The organism is Flavobacterium sp. LK-23 (assembly GCF_058135255.1).
Window position 1 is genome coordinate 382336 of sequence record NZ_JBYUVT010000001.1, and the last position, 22912, is coordinate 405247.

The 22912-nt window shown below is 34.6% G+C and carries 16 protein-coding genes and 2 tRNA genes; 5 read left to right on the forward strand and 13 right to left on the reverse strand.

Annotated features, from left to right (window positions below):
- Window positions 1-23: 23 nt before the first annotated feature.
- From AC3Y25_RS01600 to AC3Y25_RS01635, 8 genes are all read right to left on the reverse strand, one after another.
- Window positions 24-1607, reverse strand: a complete 1584-nt coding sequence (locus AC3Y25_RS01600; protein WP_489901519.1) for an efflux MFS transporter permease — start codon at window positions 1605-1607, stop codon at window positions 24-26.
- Window position 1608: 1 nt separating this feature from the next.
- Complete coding sequence (locus AC3Y25_RS01605) at window positions 1609-2661, reverse strand: HlyD family secretion protein (protein ID WP_489901520.1); 1053 nt, start codon at window positions 2659-2661, stop codon at window positions 1609-1611.
- Between the two features lie 118 nt (window positions 2662-2779).
- Window positions 2780-4072, reverse strand: coding sequence for a TolC family protein (locus AC3Y25_RS01610; RefSeq protein ID WP_489901521.1), 1293 nt, complete (start codon window positions 4070-4072; stop codon window positions 2780-2782).
- Window positions 4073-4459: 387 nt separating this feature from the next.
- Window positions 4460-5281: a helix-turn-helix domain-containing protein gene (locus AC3Y25_RS01615; protein ID WP_489901522.1), complete on the reverse strand. Its 822-nt coding sequence runs from the start codon at window positions 5279-5281 to the stop codon at window positions 4460-4462.
- A 201-nt stretch (window positions 5282-5482) separates the two neighbouring features.
- Window positions 5483-5556, reverse strand: a tRNA-Asp gene (locus AC3Y25_RS01620).
- Between the two features lie 717 nt (window positions 5557-6273).
- A tRNA-Asp gene (locus AC3Y25_RS01625) sits at window positions 6274-6347 on the reverse strand.
- A gap of 86 nt (window positions 6348-6433) precedes the next feature.
- A complete protein-coding gene (locus AC3Y25_RS01630) occupies window positions 6434-7360 on the reverse strand; it encodes a DUF58 domain-containing protein (RefSeq protein WP_248729114.1) in 927 nt (308 codons plus the stop codon).
- Entirely contained in the window at window positions 7357-9933 is a 2577-nt protein-coding gene (locus tag AC3Y25_RS01635; RefSeq protein ID WP_489901523.1) for a M1 family aminopeptidase, read from the reverse strand. Before AC3Y25_RS01635 ends, AC3Y25_RS01630 begins: the two co-directional genes overlap by 4 nt.
- A 960-nt stretch (window positions 9934-10893) precedes the next feature.
- Here AC3Y25_RS01635 and AC3Y25_RS01640 point away from each other — a divergent pair.
- Genes AC3Y25_RS01640 through AC3Y25_RS01655 form a run of 4 tightly spaced genes read left to right on the forward strand, consistent with a single transcriptional unit; the run spans window position 10894 to window position 15793 of the window.
- The gene (locus tag AC3Y25_RS01640) at window positions 10894-11814 is read left to right on the forward strand and encodes a DUF4625 domain-containing protein (protein WP_489901524.1); all 921 of its coding nucleotides are present in this window, start codon (window positions 10894-10896) and stop codon (window positions 11812-11814) included.
- Between the two features lie 15 nt (window positions 11815-11829).
- Window positions 11830-12300 (forward strand): DUF4625 domain-containing protein, encoded by a 471-nt coding sequence (locus tag AC3Y25_RS01645; RefSeq protein WP_489901525.1) that lies wholly within the window; start codon window positions 11830-11832, stop codon window positions 12298-12300.
- Between the two features lie 10 nt (window positions 12301-12310).
- Window positions 12311-14518, forward strand: coding sequence for a TonB-dependent receptor (locus AC3Y25_RS01650; protein WP_489901526.1), 2208 nt, complete (start codon window positions 12311-12313; stop codon window positions 14516-14518).
- A 51-nt stretch (window positions 14519-14569) separates the two neighbouring features.
- Window positions 14570-15793: a hypothetical protein gene (locus tag AC3Y25_RS01655; protein ID WP_489901527.1), complete on the forward strand. Its 1224-nt coding sequence runs from the start codon at window positions 14570-14572 to the stop codon at window positions 15791-15793.
- 179 nt (window positions 15794-15972) lie between these two features.
- Here the strand turns inward: AC3Y25_RS01655 and trxA are convergent, their stop codons facing one another.
- Window positions 15973-16290 carry a thioredoxin gene (trxA, locus tag AC3Y25_RS01660; RefSeq protein ID WP_068844792.1) on the reverse strand — a complete coding sequence of 106 codons (318 nt, stop codon included), beginning with the start codon at window positions 16288-16290 and terminating at the stop codon, window positions 15973-15975.
- A 231-nt stretch (window positions 16291-16521) separates the two neighbouring features.
- Here trxA and AC3Y25_RS01665 point away from each other — a divergent pair, with 231 nt between their 5' ends.
- Complete coding sequence (locus AC3Y25_RS01665) at window positions 16522-18996, forward strand: AsmA family protein (protein ID WP_489901528.1); 2475 nt, start codon at window positions 16522-16524, stop codon at window positions 18994-18996.
- A 294-nt stretch (window positions 18997-19290) separates the two neighbouring features.
- Here the strand turns inward: AC3Y25_RS01665 and AC3Y25_RS01670 are convergent, their stop codons facing one another.
- The 4 genes from AC3Y25_RS01670 to AC3Y25_RS01685 are packed head-to-tail and all read right to left on the reverse strand — an operon-like array spanning window position 19291 to window position 22820.
- A complete protein-coding gene (locus tag AC3Y25_RS01670) occupies window positions 19291-20448 on the reverse strand; it encodes a hypothetical protein (protein ID WP_489901529.1) in 1158 nt (385 codons plus the stop codon).
- The gene (locus AC3Y25_RS01675; protein WP_489901530.1) at window positions 20424-21467 is read right to left on the reverse strand and encodes a DNA cytosine methyltransferase; all 1044 of its coding nucleotides are present in this window, start codon (window positions 21465-21467) and stop codon (window positions 20424-20426) included. Before AC3Y25_RS01675 ends, AC3Y25_RS01670 begins: the two co-directional genes overlap by 25 nt.
- On the reverse strand, window positions 21457-22497 hold the full coding sequence (locus AC3Y25_RS01680) for a DNA cytosine methyltransferase (RefSeq protein WP_489901531.1): 1041 nt from the start codon (window positions 22495-22497) through the stop codon (window positions 21457-21459). Before AC3Y25_RS01680 ends, AC3Y25_RS01675 begins: the two co-directional genes overlap by 11 nt.
- Entirely contained in the window at window positions 22497-22820 is a 324-nt protein-coding gene (locus tag AC3Y25_RS01685; RefSeq protein ID WP_489901532.1) for a helix-turn-helix domain-containing protein, read from the reverse strand. Before AC3Y25_RS01685 ends, AC3Y25_RS01680 begins: the two co-directional genes overlap by 1 nt.
- Window positions 22821-22912: the final 92 nt, after the last annotated feature.

Below are 22912 nucleotides of genomic sequence, written 5' to 3' on the forward strand. Positions count from 1 at the left end.
TTTAAAAAATTGGGATTTGCTTTCTAGCCGATCCAAATTTTACTTTTAACCAACGTCATGGTTTGTCTTAAATGCTGATTGCATGCAATTAGAATAATCAAAACCACTAAACCATAACCAACAATCGTATAAATTTCCATATCGGCCAATAAAGTCGATTGTTTTGTGATTGTACTGAAAACCTTTTTCATGGCCAAAACATTTGCATTATCTGCCGAATATCCTTTGGCAATAAAACTTTGAGTTGTGCTTGCAATGGTTTGCTGTGCTTCTGGATTTTCACCAGTAACAAATTGACTTAATTTCAAGAAGTGTTTTTTGTTCAAGAAAACCATTGCATTCTGCATGACGCAGAAACCAATTGTACTTCCCCAAAAACGCCCTGAAACCCCAACAATTCCTGAAGAAACCGCCATATTTGCCGGAACCGATGATGTGGTAAATAAGATGAGCGGAACAAATAAAAATCCAACACCGATTCCTTGCAAAATATAGGGAATGATAATATCGCTCAATGCAATATCTGGCACAAAAAGAAACGTAAACCAGAAATGGAAAATAGCAATAAGCGTAAAACCAATCATAAAAATAATTTTAGTCGAAACAGATTTCATCAAGAAAAATGCGGCTAAAATAAGTCCGATTACGTTTCCTAATCCGTTTATATACTGAACGCCCGCAACACGAGAAGGATCCCAATTCCAGATTGAAAACATTGCCGAATGACAAAGACTCAGTGTTGCTCTGCTAATATAGAAAAGGAAAAACAATAAAAATCCTATTCGCAGATTGGCGTATTTTATAACTTCAAAATTAAAACTTGGTCGTTTTACTAAACGTTCTTTAAAAATGAATAATCCGCCTGTAATGAGCGAAATCATCAAGATTAAAACCATTTCTGAAGACTGTAACCAATATTTTTTCTCAGCAAAAACAAAAAAGTAGGCACCGCAAAGAATCGAAATTAAAACCAAAAAATAACTCATCCAGTCGATTTGATACAACGGAATCTTCTTTGTAATTCGGTGCCCCCTGAAAGTAACTAAGATTAAAAAGACGTTTAAAACTTGTAGTCCGCCCGAAACATACAACATATATTTCCAGTCGTAATGATCGAGAAACCACACAGCGATATTCATAATAAAAGGCGTAGACAACAACAGCGCGCCGTAGTAAAATGAAAACCCGATAATAATGGCATTTTTAGTATTGAACTGCTCAATAAGCAATTGTCTGATCGTGATTACAGGAAGCGCCATCAAGATTCCTTCGGCAACTCTCATCAATAAAAAAACTGAAAAATTAGTAATATAAGCCGATGAAATAATGGTAATTCCGATTAAGGAATAAACCGCCATCAGGTAATTTTTTGCAGGAAAAAAACTTGAAAATCGGCTTTCTATTAAAATGGTTGCCAGCAGAGTTCCGTACGTAACGCACATTGCAAACTGCAAATCTTCTGGCTCAATGTCCAGAAAACTCGCCGCATATGTGACGTTTGACGTGTAAACTCCCAATAAAATCATGGAATGCAGTAAACAAACGAACAAAATAATAATGATCGCCCATTTTGGAACCCATGATTTAAATATACTTTTATCTTCCATTTTATTTGCGTGCAGCAACAACCGTAATGTTCATTCCTGCTCTTAAAAAATCGGTTTGTTTGTCTTGTTCTTTTAACTGAATTCGAACTGGAATTCTCTGTTCGATTTTTACGAAGTTTCCAGTCGCATTATCTGGAGGTAGCAACGAGAATCTCGCACCACTCGCAGGCGATAACGAAGCAATTGTTCCCACAAAAACTTTGTCGCTTATTGCATCTGCTTTGATTTCAACTTCTTGCCCAACAGTTAAATATTGCAATTGCGTTTCTTTAAAGTTCGCTGTAATCCATTTTTCTTTACTTACAATAGAAAGCAAAGATTGTCCTTCTTTTACCATTTGTCCAGGCTGTAAAGTTCTTTTTCCAACCCAGCCGTCATAAGGTGCTGTGATTACAGTATATGAAAGAAACAATGCCGCATTATCTGCAACAGCTTGTTTTGAAGCAATATTCGTTTGCGTTGTTGGAACATTCGCTTCAGCAACAGAAGTACTTAAAGTAGCCGAATGAATTCTATTTTTCATTTCCTGAAAATGTGCTTGTGCCGACTCGTAATCTGCTTTTACTTTTTCTAATTGCTGAGAAGTTGCTGCTTCTTCGCTCACCAAAGCTTTATATCTTTCGTATTCTAGCTTAGTTTTCCAAAGATTCGATTTTGCAGCATCTAATTGCGACTCGTTAATTGCCGTTGCACTTGCTGTATTAATGGCATTTTTTTGAGCCACAACGCTATTTTGCTGCGCATTTTGAACATCGGCAAGAGCCACATTCAATTTCGATTTATATTCTCTATTATCGATCACCACCAAAGTATCTCCTTTATGTACAAATTGATTTTCGTCAAAACGAACTTCCTGTACATAACCTGTAATTCTCGACATAATTGGCGTAACATATTGTTCTACCTGCGCATCATTGGTTTCTTCATGGTTTCGGTTAAACACATAAAACCAAATTCCCAAAATAACCCCGCTTATTACCAGCGTACACGCAATAATTGTTATTAATATATGAAACGTTTTATTTCTCTTAGTTTCATTTTTTATCTTAACCATCTTTTTTATCTCTTTATCTAAGTTTTTTCTTTTAAATCTTTTCTCTTGCTTCTTTCCTCTTCCAAGTCTTTCCTCTTGCTTCTTCCCTCTAAGGCTTTAGTCAAATCTTTATCAGCATTTAGCTCTGAGGCATGATCCCTGCCGTGTGCATCATTTCATAATGTTTCAAAACAGCATCCAATCGGGTAGAGATTTTGTTGTATTTTGCCTGAAGCAACGCATTATCAGCATCGACCATTTCGGTAATTAAAACCAATTGATTTAAGTATTTCAGCTTTACAATTCGGTAGTTTTCTTCAGCTAAATCCAAAGCTTTATCCACCACGACAAATTTTTCAAGTATTTCCTGATACTGAGTATGCTCTTTATATAACTGATCTTGAATTTCTTCTTTTATAATTTCAGTCTGCATTTTCTGCATATCGATTTTAGTGCTTGCTTTTGCCACTTTCGTCTTGTTTTTATACAAAGCCGAAAGATCAAAACGTGCCTCGATTCCTACCTGCCCTAAAGTGTACAAATACGGATTTGGCGGAAAGAATTTGTAATTTGGATAATAAAAGCCGTAATTCCCGAAGAAGTTTACGCTTGGCAGATAATTCCCTTTTACCAATTGCATTTCGGTTTTACTGATATTTAATTCCTGACTTGCAATTCGCATTTCTTCATTCTGCATCGCTTTGTTCAGATAAAAATCATACGGATCTAAACCATTCATTTCGTCCAGACTTGCAGTTGTATCGATTGCAATTTCTTCGTTTTCTGAAATCTGAATTAAAGTCTTCAAATCGTGAAGCGCAATTTTAATGTTTTTGGAGTTTGTAAGCGCGTTCAACTCACGATCTGAAAGCTGTAATTCGGCACGTATAACCTCATTTTTGGTTACCGTTCCGTGTTTTTGAAGCGATTGCACTTCTTTTAATCGGCTTTTTTCTTCTTTGATGTTTTCTTCAAATATCTTTTGAAGTTCCATCATTTTATAAATCGCCAGATAGTTTGCAACAACTTCTAGTTCAATATCATTTTCTGTTTTTTCCGATTTTATTTTTGCAATTTCGTTTTCCTGATTCGCAATTTTTATTGCGTTATTAATCTTGTTTCCAACGTAAATTGGCATTTTAAAAGTTGAATTTACCTCATAGATTTCAGGAATTGCTTTCGTAACTTCTTTTCCGTTTAAGAAACCATCTCCTTTAAATTCTGTAATGTTCGTAATTCTGGAGTACATTCCGTTTAGTTGTACATCCGGTAATCTAAGTTCTTTTCTTTCTTTGATGTTTTGCTCAGCGAGCGTAATCTCCAGTTGAGATTTAAGGATTTTTTTGTTGTTTTCCTTCGCCAGTTTCATCGCTTCTTGTAAAGAAACCGTATGAACTTCCTGAGCTTGTAAACTACTGAATACCAATACCATTAGTAAAATCAATAAGCTTCTGGGAAAACAATCTTCTTTAGAGTTTGTTTTTGTAAGGAACATGAATATTTGAATAATTTATGCTGCAAAGTTCCTTCATTTTTTGCTTGGCGGATGATTCTAAAAAGTCAATAACATATTCATTTCGGACAAATGTTAAAATTCCATTTTCCGAAAACGTTATATTAAAACACTGAAAAACAATTTATTACAAAATAGGTTTGGATTGTGCTATTTCACGCAGATTTTAATAGATTTTAGCTGATTGTGCAGATTATAAAGCATTTAAAAAAATCTCTCAAATCTGCGGAATCTGTGAGAGATTCTTTTTTACGCATGGAATAAAAAGAATCTGTAAAATCTATTAAAATCTGCGTGAAATAAAAACTACTTTCTTTCTAAAATTTCTTCTCCGTTTAAGTAATCAGAAGGTCTTTGACCTAAAATCTTAAAAAAAGTATTACTGAAAGTCGGAACACTATTATACCCAACTTCTAGAGCTACCTCTTTTACCGAAAGTTTTCTTTCTAATAAAAGTTCGATCGCTTTGAGGATTCTTCGAATGGTATAATATTGAATAAAAGACATCTTGAGATCTTTTTGAAATAAGCGATACAAAGAGCGTTCGCTAAACCCAAATTCATGCGCCACATCGGCAAAAAGAATCGTTTCTCCTAGATTGTTCTCAATATGTCGAAGAATTTTTCCTAATCGTTTATCTTTAGGCTGAGGAAGTTCTAAAGGTAAATTGGTATGACATATCTGCGGAAGAATCGCTTTTATGGCTTTTGCAATCACAAAACTAGGACTTCCTTTTTTCAAATCGCCGTTCCACTGATTGGTAAACATCATCATTTGAAGCAGTAGATTATTCACCGGATAAATACCTTCGCTTTTATAGAAATCATCCTCATCCTTCTCAACCGGAAAATACAAATTTCGCATCATCACATGTTCCGACTTGGGCTCGATACTATGCTCTACTCCCGCGGGAATCCAAATAAAATGTCTTGCAGGCAAAAAATATGATTTCGTTTCAGTTGTCACAAAAACCACATCGCCTTCTGCATACAGCATCTGAGCTTTGTTGTGTTTATGTGTAGGAACCAGTAATTCACCCATTATATCATGATGACAGTAAATGCTTTTCTTATCGGCATCTACTCTCTTGATGTAATATTTGTCTACTTTAAAAGGGGATTGTTCCATATTATAAAGATAATAGAATTTTAACCGCAAAGAGCGCTAAGATTTCTTCTAAGATTACGTTTACAAACGCAAAGTTCGCAAAGCTATATGATATAGCTTTGCGAACTTTGCGTAAACCTTTGCGCTCTTTGCGGTTAAATTTCATAAACTGTATAAAAACAAAAAAGCTTCCCATTAAGAGAAGCTTTTTACAAACTTAGGCGGTCTGGACGGGACTCGAACCCGCGACCCCATGCGTGACAGGCATGTATTCTAACCAACTGAACTACCAAACCCTGCGTTATTGTGGGTGCAAAAATACAACAGAATTTCGTTTCTGCAAGTGTTTTTTCAAATAAAATTTAGACAATTTTTTAATTGGTTAAAATCCAATATTTTAAAAATTCAAGTTTCAATCAAAAAGCAAGAATTTTCTTTTACTTAACCGTTAAGAGCGCTAAGATTTACGCAAAGTCCGCAGTTTTTCATTCACATAACCCATTGTTTCAAACACTCATTTTTAAACATAGCCCGTGGCTTCAACCACCGGAGACGTATTTATATAGATTGTGTTCCCGTGGTTGAAACCACGGGCCATGTTTTTATATAATGAATGGAAAATCTTTATAGAGTTACTTGCGGAGATTACTTCGCCAGTTCGCTTTCGCTCGTGCTTTCGTTCCTCAGAATTACAAACTGTGGGTTAAAATTAGAATTAAGCAAAAAAAAAAAATCGCAAAGCTTTCTCAATTGTAAGCTTTGCGAACTTTGCATTCTTTAGAAAATATCTTTGCGGACTTTGCGTAAAATCTTAGCGCTCTTTGCGGTTAAATAAAAAAAAACCAAAAGTGTCTTAAATCAAAAAAGCCATCCACAAAAGTGGAAAGCTTTTCATTGGTCTAACTACTAAACCAGCTACGAGTTACAAAGTCGTAGCAAAACAACACAACTAATCTTAGATACCGTATTTGGGCAAAAAAGCCTTTCTGTTAAGAAAGGCTTCCCCAATATTGCGGTCTGGACGGGACTCGAACCCGCGACCCCATGCGTGACAGGCATGTATTCTAACCAACTGAACTACCAAACCTCTGCGTTATTGCGGTTGCAAAGATAGTACAGAATTTCATTTCTGCAAGTGTTTTTGTAAAAAAAATGAAATAAATTTTCAAATATTTATCCAAAGTTTTGTTTTTCAACCAAATATGTAGTCAATATTTTTTCAAAATTATCGCCAACATTTACTGGAACGTACTTAATTTGGTTCTTCGCACAGGTTAAAGCCAAGTTTTTAAAGTAAGCCTCTACCCTTTTTTCATATTCTTCTTTTACATTGTCAGCAAAAATCGAAACCTCTTCTCCTGATTCTAAGTCAATAAACTTTCTTGGCGTGTTATCAAAATCAAATTTCAATTCGGTTTCATTATCAACTACATGAAATAAAACTACTTTGTGCTTATTGTGTTTTAGATGTTGCAGTGCGTTGAATAATTTCTCATCATCTTCGGTCTGAAACATATCGGTAAACAAAATAATCATCGAACGGCGATGCATTTTCTCTGCAATCTGATGCAGATATGTTATTGTATCGGTCGTCTTTTTGACTTTTGGCTGAACCAATAATTCTTCCAGTTTATTCAAAAGCATTCTATGGTGACGATCACTTCCTTTTTCTGGAGCGTAATATTCATATTTATCCGAGAAAACGCTTAACCCAACGGCATCGCGCTGTTTCTTTAGAATATTCATCAAGACCGCCGAAGCCAAAACTGCAAATCCGATTTTCTTTTCGTAAAAAGGCTGATTTGATTTTAGTTCAGGATAATGCATTGATGACGAATTATCTACAATAAGATGACAGCGTAAATTGGTTTCTTCCTCAAAACGTTTCGTGTACAAACGATCCGTTTTAGCAAACAATTTCCAATCGATATGTTTGGTGCTTTCGCCTGCATTGTAGACTTTATGTTCTGCAAATTCGGCCGAAAATCCATGAAACGGACTCTTGTGCATTCCCGATATAAAACCTTCCACAACCTGATTGGCCAGCATTTCTAGATGCTGAAAACTGGAGACTTTCTCTATTTCCGATTCGATTTTCATTCGGTTTCTTTTTTAATATTTTGTGCTTTAAAAAGCAAATCTGTCGCCTGAAACAATTTACGTTTCAAGATCGGACTAAAATTAGGGTTTTCTTTTAAGAATCGCTGTACTTCATCAAAAGCAAATTTCGACGAATATTTCCCAACGGTATTATCCAGCCAATCTTTCGGAAAGAAAATATCTCCCGTCCGTTGGATTTCGTCTACCAAATCTAATGAAAATCTAATATACTTTTGAGCACTTCCTTGACGAAGCGGATGATTTACATTTGCCAACCCAACCGAAACCCAAGATTCTTTCTCACGGTTTGCATCGTCTTTTAAAGATTCCATAAAAGCATTTCGAACCGATTCGTCTTTTGATAATGAGGGAAGCAAGAACTCAAAACGCTTTTGTTTATCCGGATTTGTGAAAGATGTTCTGGTTTTCTCCAAAATTTCATCAGCTTTTGGATGTTCAAAAATAGCCAGATTCATTGCCACATTGGTATAATCGTCTTCGTTTAATTTCAAATTCGGAATAGAAATTTCTCTGTTCCAAATTTTATACAAACTGGCTTTCGCCGAATCAGAATAGGCAATTGAGCTAAATAATCCGAATAAAGTCTTTTTGATATTTGCAGATAAATTGGCCTGTAAACGCTCGTATAAAACACCTTCAAGCTGTTTCTGAAATTTACTTTGCTGTTTTTCTGTCAATAATCTCCAGTAAATCGTATTTAAATTTCCTGAAACAATTCTTAAAACCAATTCGTTTTGTTCTGTTTGAATCCCCTTTAAAAAACAATCAAAAGCTTTTTCTGGCGAAACATTGCCAATCAAAGTATTTTCATAAAGATTACTATAACTCGAAGCTCTTGCCATTTCATCTCTTAAACCAGCAATATAATTTAAATTGTTTCCGTCAAGCGGAAAAACGCCGTATCCAAAACCATTATAATTGTAAACAAGGGCAAGCGGTTTTTCAAGTCCGATAGCCTCTTTTACAATCGTATTTTTGTCATTAATATTAACCGATAAAACCTTTACCTCTTTACCATAAACTAAACCAATCTGAAAAACCTGAGGCCAGATATTCTCTGATTTATCTTCTGCTTTTTGCTGAATTTTAAAGCTTTTAATTCGGTTTTTAGCATCATATTCGATTTGATCCGTAAAAATGGCTCTCCCCGATTTATTTACCCAGACATCGCTCCATTTTTTCATATCTAATGGAGTTTCGGCATCGAGAAGTTCTACGAGATTATTCCAATCGGCATTGTCGTTGGCATATTTCTGAATGTATTTTTCGATTCCTTTCTGAAAAGCTTCCTTTCCCATAGAAGCTTCTAACTGACGCATCATAATTGGTGCTTTGTTGTAAATAATGGCTCCATATAGCGAACCCGCATCTTTTAAATTCGCCAAATGCTGTTTGATAGGATGTGTTCCTAAAGATCGGTCTTCCGCGAAAGCGCTAGGATAATGCGCCGTAAAAAATTGTAGATTATGATTGACTTTCGGAAAAATCGGATTCATGATTTTATCGGCCATAAAGTTGGCAAAAACCTCTTTCATCCAAACATCGTCAAACCATTTCATGGTTACCAAATCGCCAAACCACATGTGCGAGGTTTCGTGCGCGATGAGTTTTGCGCGGTTTAATTTCTCACTGTCGGTTGCACTGTTGTCCAAAAACAAAGTCGATTCTCTGTATTGAATTGCTCCTACATGCTCCATTCCGCCATATTGAAAAACTGGAATTGAAACAAAATCTAATTTTTGAAATGGAAATTTATAATTAGTATATTTTTCTAAAAAATCTAAAGATTGTTGATGCAAATTGAAGATAGTATCAGCGCTTACGCGAAATTTCTCCGGACTATTTTCACGATACAACATGGTCATTTCTAAACCTGGCTTTTGTGTCGCGCTTTTGAATTTTCCGGCAACGAAAGAAAATAAATACGTGCTCATTTTGTCTGATTCTGCAAAAGTGTACAGTGTAAAATCTCCCTTTTCGGTTTTTTCTTTTACATTGGCTCCAGCCAAAACTGACCATTCTTTGGGCACAGAAAGACTTAGTTTATAAGTCGCTTTTATGTCTGGCTGATCGAAACACGGGAACAATGTACTTGCGCGATCTGGAACTAATAAAGTGTATAGAAAATCATCATTTCTATTTAATGATAAATTACCTGCAATAAAAGAAATTGAAATGCTATTTTTTCCTGAAACTAAAGCCGAAGAATCAATCACAATATGGCCATTTTCGTGTACAATTGAAACCTTTTTTCCATTGACTTCAATTGCTTGTATGTTTTCCGTTTTCTCTTTAAAATCTAAATAAACATAACGATAAGGATGATTTGGCAAAGTTACTCCTAAAACCAAATTGGCTTTAATTTGTTCTTCTTTTTTATTCGGAATTTCAAATGAAAGTCCGTAAGTGACATCTGAGATTTCCTGTTTTCTATAATTAGCCAATGACTCTGAAACACCTTTATCCAAAAGATAAACCTGCATTTCTTTTGACTGCGAAAAACTATTGAAAATCAAGATAAAAAAACAAAGGAAGCTGTAGAAAATTTTCATTTTTAAGGAATATAAGATTTGCTAAAATTAGCAAAAGCATTGATTTTTCGCAAACAATTACTGCAACAACATTGCATTTAAAAATAAGATTTCTATATTTGCAACACTATTGCATTAATTCTGACTTTAAATGAGTCGGAAATAATCTCAACGAATGAAAAAGAAACTTAAACTTATTAATCTCTTTATGCCTTTAATTGTATTGTTCGCAATACTTTTTCCGGCTGTCCATTCGTACGAACATATTTTAGACACTCATAATTGCAAAGAGAAATTAGAGTTTTCTGTTTCCGAAAAACCGCAATTTAAAGCCAAACTTCATTCATTTCACAAATGTTCGATTTGCGATTTTAAATTCAGTGCTGTTGGCACCTTTGAGTTTACTGTTTTTCAGTTTTTCAAGAATAATCCTGTTGTAAAACACCTTAGTTTTTACAGCAAACCACATTTTACATTTTTTAAGGGCTCTTTATTTTCCCTTCGAGCCCCGCCTTTTACACTTTAGTATTTTTTTGTGTTCCCGATTGTTTTGCCATTCGGCTATTTAATTGTTTTTATGATTTCAAAATCTTAAAACATTCAACGTCTATTTTATTCATTCTAAGCATTTAATACAACATATTGATATTGATATTGATATTGATATCGATATTGAAATAGCTTTTCTACACAAAAAAACCTCAACTTTTTATCGATTAACACATTCGAACTAAATTCTAATTCAGGTTTTAGTTACGGCTATTCTCTTTAAGCATTTGTTTGTTCTCGCAAAGTCGCGAAGACGCAAAGCTTAGAGCAATTTTCTTTGCGTCTTCGCGACTTTGCGAGAGCTAAATCAAAGAAAACCTTAAAGAAAAAATCTTAACCTAATGTCTTTAGTCATAAAAACTTAAAAGTATTTACAATCTCTTTTATAACCCAAATACCCTTTATAAAATGATCAAAATCAAATCAGAAAAAATGAAAACCACAAAACTCATTTTGGCTTCTCTCTTTGCTGCAATTGCTTTTACAAGCTGTAGCAATGACGATTCCGAAAAAGAACAGGCAATTCCCACCATTGATAAAATCGAACTTGGTCTTGGCAATAACGAAACAGCAACTATTGGTCAGGATTTCCATTTTAATGCAGAAGTGACAGCTGCTGATAAAATCAAAAATGTACAAGTTAAGATTGTAGAAAAAAGCACCGAAACGTATTCTAAAATATGGTCACATGAAATTACATGGACGCAGTATGCGGGCGCAAAAAACGCAACGGTTCACAAACACTTTGATATTCCAGAAGATGCTGCAGAAGGAAAATATGATTTCATCATTATCATAAACGATCAAAACGGAACGAAGCTGGAAGTAAAGAAAAACCTAACGATTTACAAACTAGAAAATATTCCTGTAAACCCTGTTGCTTCGGTATTTACTCTTTTTATAAATGACACTTTTATGTATCGAAAAGGCAAGTTTTCTGATGAGACGGCTAAATACAAAAACAACGACATTTTCAGTTCGCAAGTAACGCTTGAAGGCGTAAAAGGCGACGGAATTATGTATTTGCTTTTGATTAATAAAAATACCAAACATAATCCAGAAAGTGTAGATCAGATTGATTTTAGCAAAGTGATTGTATATGATGTTTTCGAACATAAAAACGTGGCAGATGCTAGTCAATTCTCTAACATTCCGTGGGACGGAACAAAATTTCTAAGAGAAACTCCAAAGCTTACTATTGGTGCCGCAAAAGATAACAATTTACCAGTTCCACAAGATTTGGTTGCTAATAAATCTTGGACTTCTGGCAACTATACTTTCTTGGTTTTGTATAAAAATACGACGTACAATATCAACTTTTCGCAATCTCTTGAGCTTCCATTTGCACTTTAATTCCAATCCAAAAATATGAAAAATATAAAGTTTCTTTTAGGCGTTTTTGCTCTTGCCATTATTTTATCCTGCTCCAGCGATAATACTGAAATTGACACCGAATATCCTGTAATTGATATTACTGGAACAGATGCTTTTCCGATTCAATGTAGTACAATCCAGCGCGGTCAAACCATCACTTTCAAAGCCATTTTTAATGATAATGTCGCGCTTGGTTCTTACAGCCTAGATATTCATCACAATTTCGATCATCATACACACAGTACAGAAGTGACGAGCTGTGAAATGGAAGCGGTAAAAAAGCCTGTAAAACCAATGCTTTTCATTAACAATTACACTATTCCAAACGGGGTGAAAAGCTATGAAGCAACGACACAAATTACCATTCCAGCCGATGTTGATCCTGGAGATTATCATTTTATGATTCGCTTGACGGATAAAGAAGGCTGGCAAACGCTGAAAGGTTTAAGTATTAAAATTTTATAAGATCAGATTAATGAAGAATGCCCTATCCATATATTGGAAATATTGTTTCTTACTCCTCAGTTTACTGATTGCAGCCGAAGCTGTTTCTCAAAATCAGCCTTCAGAAAAAAAACAAGAAATCAAGGAACTTAACGAAGTTTTAGTTAACGGAAATTCTATTGAAAAACGCAAAAAAGAAGAATCGCTAAATGTTGAAACGGTAAACAATAGTTTTATTCAGCGTAATCTTGGCGGAAGTTTGATGCAATCTTTACAGAAATTGCCTGGCGTTAAAACTATTTCGATTGGTTCTGGAGGCTCTAAACCGCTGATTCGTGGTTTGAGTTTCAATCAGGTTATTGTGGTGGAGAACGGTTTGAAACACGAAGGCCAACAATGGGGCGCAGACCACGGATTGGAAATCGATCAATATGCGGTTAATCGAGTAGAAATTATAAAAGGCCCTTCTTCATTTATTTACGGATCTGATGCTGTGGGCGGTGCGGTCAATATTAAACCATTGCCACTTCCATCTCAAAATACTTTTGGCGGAAGCGTTGATCTTACTGGAAAAAGCAACAATGCGCAATTTGGAAGTTCTATTAATTTATTTGGAAGAAACGAAAATTGGTTCTTTGATTCTCGAGTAACCACAATGGATTATGGCGATTATCGCGTTCCGACCGATGTGGTTCATGTGTATAGTTATGCTGTTCCATTATACAAAAATCATTTACGAAATACGGCAGGACGAGAACTCGATTTTCATTTGAGTTCGGGTTATTCGGGAGAACATTTTAAATCGGTTTTCTATTTCAGCAATGTGCATACCAAAAGCGGTTTTTTTGCGAATGCGCACGGACTCGAACCCCGAAATGTAGATCTGGAATTACACGATAAATCGAGCCGCGATATTTTGATGCCATTTCAGCAAGTCAATCATTTAAAGGTTAGCAATACGACTTCTTTTCAATTGGTAAATCATGCTTTTGAGACGCAAATTGGTTTTCAGAATAACTTTAGAAGAGAATATAGCCATTATGTCAATCACGGTTATATGCCTCCTATTTATCCAGAAGATATGTACGCTCCACAAGATTTGGAACGCCAATATGATAAAGATGTTTGGTCGTTTTCTGCTAAAGACGAATTTAGAATTGATAACCATCAAATTACGGTTGGTTCGAATTTAGCTTTTCAGCAAAATGAAATCGGCGGATGGAGTTTTTTAATTCCCGCTTTCACACAATTTAACGCTGGCTTATTTGCTTACGATAAAATTGAATTGAACGAAAAATGGTTTTTAAACGGCGCTGTTCGTTACGATTACGGAAAAATTAAAATGAAATCGTATTACGATTGGTTTCAAAGTCCAGTTTCTGAAAACAATCAAACGGAATTGGAATATTTACAACGTTCTCAAGATTTAACCAAAACTTTTGACAGTTTTACATGGTCGGTTGGAGCAAATTACAATCCTGGAAAGCTTTCGCTGAAAGCCAATTTGGGTTCGAGTTTTAGAATGCCGATTGCCAAAGAACTGGCTTCAAATGGTGTAAATTATCATTATTTCCGATTCGAAAAAGGAAATCCTAATTTGGACGCAGAACGTTCATATCAATTGGATTTGGGAATGGAATGGAATCAGCAAAACTTCTCTTTTCAACTGACTCCGTTTGTGAACTATTTTCCAAATTTCATTTATCTGAATCCAACCTCAGCTCATGATATTTATTATGGCGCAGGAAATCAGGTTTTTGAATATGAACAAAGCAAAGTATTTCGCTATGGCGCAGAATTTCAGACTCGTTATTATTTCCTAAAATCTTTAAGTGCAGAAATTGGTGCCGAATATCTTTATTCCGAACAAAAATCGGGCAGTAAAAAAGGGTATACGCTTCCGTTTTCGCCACCGCCTTCTGTTTTGTTGGGATTGAATTACGAACCTCAAATATCCTTTTTAAAAGAACCTTACTTTTCTGTTGATTATCGCTTTACGGCACAACAAAACAATATTGTTCCGCCTGAGAAAAAAACGGCTGAAAGTCATGTTTTTAATGTGGCTTTGGGCTCAAAAATAAAAACAGGAAAACAGGATATCAGCATCAATATTCAGATCCAGAATTTATTTAATACCAGATATTTAAATCACACTAGCTTTTATAGACTTATCGAACTTCCAGAAGCGGGAAGAAACATTATTGTTTCTATGAAGATTCCGTTTTTGATTTCGCGATAAGTACAACCTTTCAAAACTCAATTATTTACAAATTTTAAATCCTTTATTACAATGAAAAACAAGTTTTACAAACTACTATTTTTATTTGCTTTATCGCTTTTTGCTGTTTCGTGCAGCAACGACGATGACAACCACGACGATCACGATCATGATCACGACACTTCTGAAGAACATACATTTGTTCGAGTTTTACTTTCTGACGAAAAAACTACGGAGTTAACCCTTTTTGATCCGCATGAAGATAAGATCAGTTCTTTTACGGCAAAATTTGCTAAATCGTCTTTGTACACAACAGAATCTGGACGTTATGCGGGAATTGTTCACAGAGACAATAATTTTGTAGAAACTTTCGACAGCGGATTGGAATTACACGGCGATCATATTGATGTAGATGATGTTCCGAAATTTGGAATTTTAGCTACAAGCGCATTAAAACCAACGCATTTTAAAAGTAAAATTGGAGAAATACTGACTTTTAACGACGGAGACGGAACGCTTTCTGTTGGTAAAGAAGCTGATGTAAACAAAGCTGGTTCAACTTTCAAAACGATAAACGCTGGTTTATTGGCACATCACGGTGCAATGGCGACTTTTACAAACGGAACTTATGCGATTACGGTAAAAGACAATTCGGTTACGGGAACGCTTCCAGAAAAAGTAAAAATCATTGACAATACTGGAAAAACACTTTTTGATGCTAAAATTGTGACAAAAGGAATTCACGGAAATGCCTCAGACGGCGTTTATGCTGTTTTCGGTTCGTCAAGCGGAATTTTGGTTGTAGAAAGCAACGGAAACCAAAAACTAATCGATCATCCAGCAGATTTTGGAACGGCTTGGTTTGGAAGTATTTTAGAAACGGCTTCGGCTGGAAAATTTATTGGTTATACAGCTGCAAAAGGCGCTTATTTAATTGATGTTGCGGCTAATACTGTAAAACCAATTATTGCGAACACAACCATTATGCAATGCAAAACAAGTTACGACCATAAAAAACTGGCTGTTTTATTGCATTCTGGAGAGCTTAAACTTTACGACATCAGCAGTTTACAAGCAGTAAAAGAAACTAAAGCAACTGCAGAAACAGCTATAGATGCCACATTAAAACCTCAAATGGCAGTTACAGACCGTTTTGCTTACATTACTTCGCCAACAACTGGCGAGTTAGTACAAGTAAATCTTTCTACATTGGCAATCAAAAAGACTAAGGTTTCTAGTACTCCTTATATGATTACAGTTTTGGGTTACGAAAACAGTGAAACTCACAGTCACTAATTGATTTTCAAACAAAGGTTTTCTGCCACGAATTCACGAATTCGCGCTAATTTAATTACTTCTAAAATGTATATAGCCGGCCTGATAATTTCACAAATTTAATTCGTGAATTCGTGGCAGAAAAATAAAAAAGGTTTGACTACTCGTCAAACCTCTTTTATATCAATCGTAATCTAAGATTACAATAAAGCGTCTAAACTATCTGCGTAGGTTTGTTTCGGAGCTACTCCTACTTGTTTTCCTACTACTTCACCGTTATGAAACACCAAAACGGTTGGTATGTTACGCACACCATATTTTGCAGCAAATTCTTGGTTAGCATCTACATCTACTTTACCAACAACTACTTTACCAGCGTACTCTTCGCTTAATTGGTCAATGATTGGACCAACCATTCTACAAGGACCACACCATGCTGCCCAAAAATCTACCATTACTGGTTTATCTGATTTCAAAACTACTTCATCAAAAGTAGCATCTGTTATTGCTAATGCCATAATATATTAAGATTAAAATTAGGTTTGAATATTTAACTTTCAAACTACAGTACAAATTTAAAAATTTAAAATAAATCAAACACCATTACTAAATTAGTTTTCGTTATAAATGTATTATCATTAATTATAAGCCACATAGCTTTAAAATTACAATATATTTATCTGAAAATCAAACCAATAAAAAGTTAAAGTTTTTTGTAGTATCTTTAATACATCCAAAATTCGGCTACTATGAAAGAAGCTATATCCAAAACCAAATCCTTTCTGCAATCTGATTCTTTTAAAAAATATGCCAAACGCTTTGGATATTTTATCTTGGGTTTAATTGCAATACTTTTGCTGGCCTGCGGAGGTTTGTCGATTTATTTTAACCGAAATAAAGCCGAAATTATTGCTAAAGTCAATACCAAAATCAACGAAAATATAAACGGTAAATTCCATATTAGAGATTTTCATTATAAGTTTCTTACTGGTTTCCCAAACTTTACATTGGCGCTAAGTGATGTCGAAATAAAAGACAATCAATGGCAGAGCCACAAACATACTTTGCTGAGAGCAAAAGAAATCGAAGCGCGTTTGAACATTTGGAGCTTACTGCAGCACGAAATCAACATTCATAAAATCTTAATCAACGACGCCGATATTTATATTTATAAAGCCGAAAATGGTTATTCGAACGCCAATATTTTTAAACCTAAACAGAAAAAAACGCAGACCGATAAAGAAAAACCCGAAACGACAATTGACGAAGTAAACCTCAACGATGTTCATGTTATTATTGACAATCATTTGGGACATAAATTGTTTAATTTTGATGTGGCAAGTTTAAAATCAAAAGTAAATTATGAAGATGACAGCTGGCAAACCAATTTGTATTTGAAAACCAAAATTAACAGTCTAGCTTTTAATACCGTCCACGGAAGTTTTGCTAAGGAAAAAATTCTCGAAGGCAATTTTGATATTTCGTATGCCGAAGCCAATCAGAAAATAGATATTAAAACCAAAGGACTTAAAATTGGTTCTGACGTTTTTGATATTATCGCTTTCTTTAATGTCGGAAAAAACAATTCGCTTTTCGGAATCAATATCGGAACGGATATTTTATGGCGAAATGCTTCCAATTTATTATCGTCAAACATTAGTTCGAAGCTTAATCAGTTTGACATCAAAAAACCGATTAAGGTAAACTGCGACATTAAAGGCGATTTGAATGTTGAGGGCGATCCGAAAATTGTAGTGCAGGCAGACATTCGCGATAACGAAGTGAGTATTCCTGACGGTTTGTTTACCAATTGCAGTTTCAAAGGAATTTTTACTAACACTTTTAAACCCAAAGAAGAATCCAGCGATCCAAATTCAGCCATTATTCTAACCAATTTTAAAGCTGAATACGAAAACATTCCATTAAAAATTGCGCAAGCCGTAATTAACAATCTCGAAAAACCGATTGCCACAGGAGTTGTAAATTCCGATTTTGACATTTCGAAACTCAACGGAATGATGAACGAGAAAATTCTTCATTTTGAAAGCGGTCATGCCAAAGCCAATTTGAAATTTCAGTTTGACATTGTCGATTTGTACATCAATAAACCCAAATTTACGGGCGACGTAGATATTGCTGATGCTACATTCGATTATCTTCCGAAAAAGATTCACGCCGAAAAAACGGCTGTACAATTGTCGTTTACGCAACAAGCGCTTTACATTAAAAAAATAGCTTACAAACACAAAAAGAACATTATTCGCATTGACGGAAAAATCGATAATTTCTTGAATCTTTATTACGACGCGCCCGAAAAAATGGTTGTAAATTGGAATATTTACTGTCCGAATATTGATGTGAAACAGTTTTTAGGCGTTCTGCAAAATTCTCCAAAACAAAAAGTGGCAGAGAAAAAACCAGTTAAAAAGAATGTCAATTTTACGAATCAGTTACGATCGGTAATAGAAAAATGTACAGCTGTAATTAATCTCAAAGCCGATAATATCACCTACGGAGCGCTTACCGCAACCAATACTCAGGCTACAATTCAGATGCTAAATTCTAAGATTCTGCTCAAAAACGGAACATTAAATACTTCTGGCGGAAGCATCATCTTTAGCGGTTCTGTACAGCCAAGCGGCAATCATTATGTTTTTACTTCAAACGCACAGGTAAACCGAGTTGATATTGCGAACTTTTTAAGGTCTTTTAATAATTTCGGAATCAAATCTTTTAGTCCAAAAAACATTCGCGGACGATTAACCAGCAATACCAATGTTGCAGGTTTAATGAGTAGTAAAGGCGATTTGATTGTAAATTCGATGAAAGGAAAACTCGATTTTAATGTCAACCAAGGCGCATTACTCAATTTTGAACCGATTATGAAAGTCGGAAAATTTGCTTTTCCGTTTCGCGATGTCGAAAATATTACTTTCAGCGATTTGTCGGGTTCGCTCAATCTGCGCGGAGAACAAATCGATGTCAATAAACTTACCATAAGTTCCAGCGTCTTAAATTTTGACATAAATGGCATTTACTCTTTCGGCCGAGGCACCAATCTCGCACTTACCATCCCGCTAAGAAATTCTAAAAACGACGCCAAACTCGCTACCAAAGAAGAACGAAAAGCCGTTCGCGAACGCGGTATTGTCCTGCATTTGATTGCTTATGATAATGAAGGAAAAATGAAGGTTAAGTGGGGGAAGAAGGATAAGGAGAAATAACTTTTTAACCTTAGGCGTTCTCTTAGTTTGTCACTCTGATCGATCTCGAGGCTTCAGGAGAAGAGCTTTCATTTTTAGAATTTCAATAAGGAGCTGTTTCCTGCTGTCCTTCCAATCTTTTATGCCGAACGCCGCCACAAAAGGATTTTCCCTCCCATCAGGGCTAGGGCACTTAGCTTCAAAGTAAATTAATTCTTAAAGAAAAACAATCGAATTATTAAAACCATTAAAAATAGCTACTCCCTTTTTGATTTAAAATAATTCATTAAATAAAAACGTACATAATTTAGATTATTAGTATAAAAAATCTTTAGTAAGAATCTCCGTTATTCTTGCCCAATTAAATTCGATTCCTCTGCCAGGAATAAAATAACCGTTTCTAGTTAATTTTAACAATCCTAACTTATTCCACAATTTTAACTCGTCTCGTATATAACTTCCCTTATTACCTGTAGTTGTTCTTCCTTCTTTTCTAGAGCCTATAGAATTATTCCGATCTAAATAAGTCTCAAAATCCTTGCGAAATTGTACACTATTAGATAAACTAACAGTGCTTGCTTTGGATTTATATTCTTCTAAATCTTGAATTAAAATCAAATGTTTTCCTTCGATAAGAACCAATTTAGTTAAATAATCAATGTAAAGACTACTATCTAACCCATATATTTTACCGATTGCAATTAGCTTATAGCCTTCAGCCGTAAGTCTTCCCTCGGAAGGCTCAATTAAACCAAGTTGAAATAATGGAATTTTATAGTTTTGCTTTTCACTTCTATAATTAGCTTCATCATCTTTTTTATCTCGGCTTTCACCTTCCCAAGTTTTTGTACAACCACCGATCATTAATCCCCAGAATTCTGGCCATGCATAATGCGTATAAATATCGCCCCCATGATTCCCATATCTATCCAGTAAGTCTAGCAAAGTAAACACCTCATAATGACTAATATCGCGCCACCAACACCAATAAGTTTGACTAATTTTTACATCTACTATTTCACCTGTTCTTTCATGCTCAATTGCTTTATAAAGTTGTATTGAGCCAATTGGGTCATACTCTAAAGTTCTTTCATCATAACCAATTACTGCAATATAATGTCTTGAAAAAATATCTAATGAAAGAATTTTTGCCAAATGCTCCGCCATATTGAATCCTTCAACTACCTTAGGCAAAATTATACCCGAATAATGATGTTTCTCCAAATAAGAAAGAGTTTGACCTAATCCCGTTAAATATTCTCGTTTTGAATGATTTGGCGGCTTAAATTCAAATGCTAAACTTTGATCTAAATCATAATCAAAACAAACATAATCTGGTCTTGGCCAACTAAAATCCCCGGCCTTATTTATATTATCAGAGAAAATCTGAGACCAATTGTCGACTTTATTGACAATTTTAGAAATAATAGCTCTTCCTGCTTTTTCAGCTAATAAGTCGTGATTTGCTCCCATTGCTCAATTAATTTAAGTTTTAAATGTTCAGCAAATACTTCAGACAACTTAACAGGTACTGCATTCCCGACTTGAATACACTGCTCTTGTCTTGTCCCTTCAAATATTACATCATCTGGAAATGTTTGAATTCTTGCAGCTTCTCTCACTGTTAAACTTCTATTTTCTGTAGGATGAAGAGGAAATGCATTATGTCCCGGAACCATTGTTGTCGCCGGTTTATCTCTATGCAATCTCTTGTAAACATGGCTAAAATTCTTAAGAGTATTTTCTTTATAATCACTTCTAGAACCCTTAAGTAAGTCTTTAGGTATGTCGGCACTAATACCTCCTCCTTCTTTAATATAACTAATTCTCTCTTTAACAAGAGGATTATGGTTCATTGGTACATGATTTGGAATTTTATTTTCTTTTCCAACTAAATCCATTATATGTTTTCTCAATGTCTCGGGATTATCTTTAGAGTTTATATTTTGTGGGAAATCAATTTCTGATTCATCTAATGACCCTATAAAAAGAACTCTATACCTTTTCTGAGGGACACCATAATCAGTAGCACAAACAATTTTACATTCTACGTTTTTATATCCAATATCCCTAAATTTCTCAAGTAAAATATCTTTAAAATAACCATTTTGTGAAGATACGAGACCACGAACATTTTCCATTATGAAGTAATCTGGCTTTAACGTATCCACTACTCTTAGAAACTCTAATATTAGATTATTTCTTGCATCTTCTGGATTACGATTTCCAATGGTAGAAAATCCTTGACAAGGAGGACCGCCGACAACTACATTCACTTTCTTCCCTTTTGTAAATTCAATTAACTGCTCATTTGATACGTCACGTATATCTTTTGAAATAATTGGCACATTAGGATAATTTCGTTTATGGGTATCAATAGCTGGTTTCCAATTCTCAACAGAATATAAAGGTTCAAATCCTTGATTCAAAAATCCCCTCAAAAACCCTCCAGCTCCTGAAAATAAATCAATAAAAGTCAAATTATTCTCCATATTCATCTAAAATTTTTATTACATGTTGTGCCCATTTTTCTGCAAATAAAGGAGGTACTGCATTTCCTACCTGAATACATTGAGCTTGTCTATTTCCTGTAAAAATTAAATTATCAGAAAAAGTTTGAATCCTCGCAGCCTCTCTGACAGTTAGGCTCCTATCTAAAATAGGATGAATTGGAAATGCGTTATGTCCTGGCACCATTGTTAAAGAAGGTCTATCTCTATGTAATCTTTTAAATGTACTTCCAAAATTTTTCCTATAAAGTTCAGGAGACAATTTGTCTTCTGGCATACGACCTCCTTCTGGTATTAATTGATATCTTGCTATATTCTTAGGTTTGTGATTTAACGGACTATGGTTTTCAATTTCATTCTCTTTACCAATAAGATCATTTATGGCATTCCCAACGGTCTTCCATTTTTCACCATTAACACCTTTTTCAAAATGATCAGCTTCAGGATAAGTATTTTCTAAAAAACCAATTCTATTACCAAATACAAAGGTTCTGTTTCTTATTTGAGGCACTCCATAATCTGCTGCATTAAGCACTTTATAATCAATTTCATATCCCGGAATAGAGTTAAACTCTTCTAATACATCTTCAAAAAAATTTCCTTTTTTATAAGTTGTTAATCCTCTAACATTTTCCATTATAAAGTATTTTGGTCGAAGAACTCTGACATGATTAATAAAATGACCAATTAGATTATTACGAATATCATACTTTTCTCTTTTTAAACTATTCGAGGAAGCTCTATTTCCAATAGTTGAAAATCCTTGGCAAGGTGGCCCGCCAATTAACACATCAACTTCTGTTATTCCCTTATCTTCCCAATATTTTTTTTCGTCTATTTGTGATAAATCAATTTTTTCAAAAGGCAAATCTGGATGGTTTTTTATATGAAATGCTTCACAATCCTGATTAAAATCAGCAGCTAGTAACATCTCAAATCGTTCAGTATTCAAGAATCCATTATGAAACCCTCCTATTCCAGAAAAGACATCTATTAAAGTATATTTTTTCATTATAAATCTAATTCCCCTTGTTTATAGTTTTTATTTTTTAAATATTTTGAAGTGTCTTCTGCAACAGCAAAAACAGAATCTGAACATTTATATTTAAATGCTTCCCTCGCAAATTTATCTGCAAAAAACAAATCACTTATTTTTTCATTATCCATTTGAAACAATTCAGCAAGTATTTTGAGCTTGGAAATGCTAAACTTCTGAGAACCATTCTCCATCCGACTAATTGCGCTTGAATTAATTCCTATTTTGGCTCCAAATTCTGTTTGAGTCCATTCTCTCTTTTCTCTCTCTAGTTTTAAAAAATCTCCAAAACTTGCCATTTTTTTAGTTTTACAAATTATGATTTGATCTAATTTTAGCAAATATAAATATAAATTGTGATTTTTGGATCAAGTTTTAAAAAAACGTTACT

What these genes read in the sequence shown, in the direction of transcription:
- AC3Y25_RS01600 (WP_489901519.1), bottom strand. Translation starts at nt 1,607, where the DNA reads ATGGAAGATAAAAGTATATTTAAATCATGGGTTCCAAAATGGGCGATC.
- AC3Y25_RS01605 (WP_489901520.1), bottom strand. Translation starts at nt 2,661, where the DNA reads ATGGTTAAGATAAAAAATGAAACTAAGAGAAATAAAACGTTTCATATA.
- AC3Y25_RS01610 (WP_489901521.1), bottom strand. Translation starts at nt 4,072, where the DNA reads ATGGTATTGGTATTCAGTAGTTTACAAGCTCAGGAAGTTCATACGGTT.
- AC3Y25_RS01615 (WP_489901522.1), bottom strand. Translation starts at nt 5,281, where the DNA reads ATGGAACAATCCCCTTTTAAAGTAGACAAATATTACATCAAGAGAGTA.
- AC3Y25_RS01630 (WP_248729114.1), bottom strand. Translation starts at nt 7,360, where the DNA reads ATGAAAATCGAATCGGAAATAGAGAAAGTCTCCAGTTTTCAGCATCTA.
- AC3Y25_RS01635 (WP_489901523.1), bottom strand. Translation starts at nt 9,933, where the DNA reads ATGAAAATTTTCTACAGCTTCCTTTGTTTTTTTATCTTGATTTTCAAT.
- AC3Y25_RS01640 (WP_489901524.1), top strand. Translation starts at nt 10,894, where the DNA reads ATGAAAACCACAAAACTCATTTTGGCTTCTCTCTTTGCTGCAATTGCT.
- AC3Y25_RS01645 (WP_489901525.1), top strand. Translation starts at nt 11,830, where the DNA reads ATGAAAAATATAAAGTTTCTTTTAGGCGTTTTTGCTCTTGCCATTATT.
- AC3Y25_RS01650 (WP_489901526.1), top strand. Translation starts at nt 12,311, where the DNA reads ATGAAGAATGCCCTATCCATATATTGGAAATATTGTTTCTTACTCCTC.
- AC3Y25_RS01655 (WP_489901527.1), top strand. Translation starts at nt 14,570, where the DNA reads ATGAAAAACAAGTTTTACAAACTACTATTTTTATTTGCTTTATCGCTT.
- trxA (WP_068844792.1), bottom strand. Translation starts at nt 16,290, where the DNA reads ATGGCATTAGCAATAACAGATGCTACTTTTGATGAAGTAGTTTTGAAA.
- AC3Y25_RS01665 (WP_489901528.1), top strand. Translation starts at nt 16,522, where the DNA reads ATGAAAGAAGCTATATCCAAAACCAAATCCTTTCTGCAATCTGATTCT.
- AC3Y25_RS01670 (WP_489901529.1), bottom strand. Translation starts at nt 20,448, where the DNA reads ATGGGAGCAAATCACGACTTATTAGCTGAAAAAGCAGGAAGAGCTATT.
- AC3Y25_RS01675 (WP_489901530.1), bottom strand. Translation starts at nt 21,467, where the DNA reads ATGGAGAATAATTTGACTTTTATTGATTTATTTTCAGGAGCTGGAGGG.
- AC3Y25_RS01680 (WP_489901531.1), bottom strand. Translation starts at nt 22,497, where the DNA reads ATGAAAAAATATACTTTAATAGATGTCTTTTCTGGAATAGGAGGGTTT.
- AC3Y25_RS01685 (WP_489901532.1), bottom strand. Translation starts at nt 22,820, where the DNA reads ATGGCAAGTTTTGGAGATTTTTTAAAACTAGAGAGAGAAAAGAGAGAA.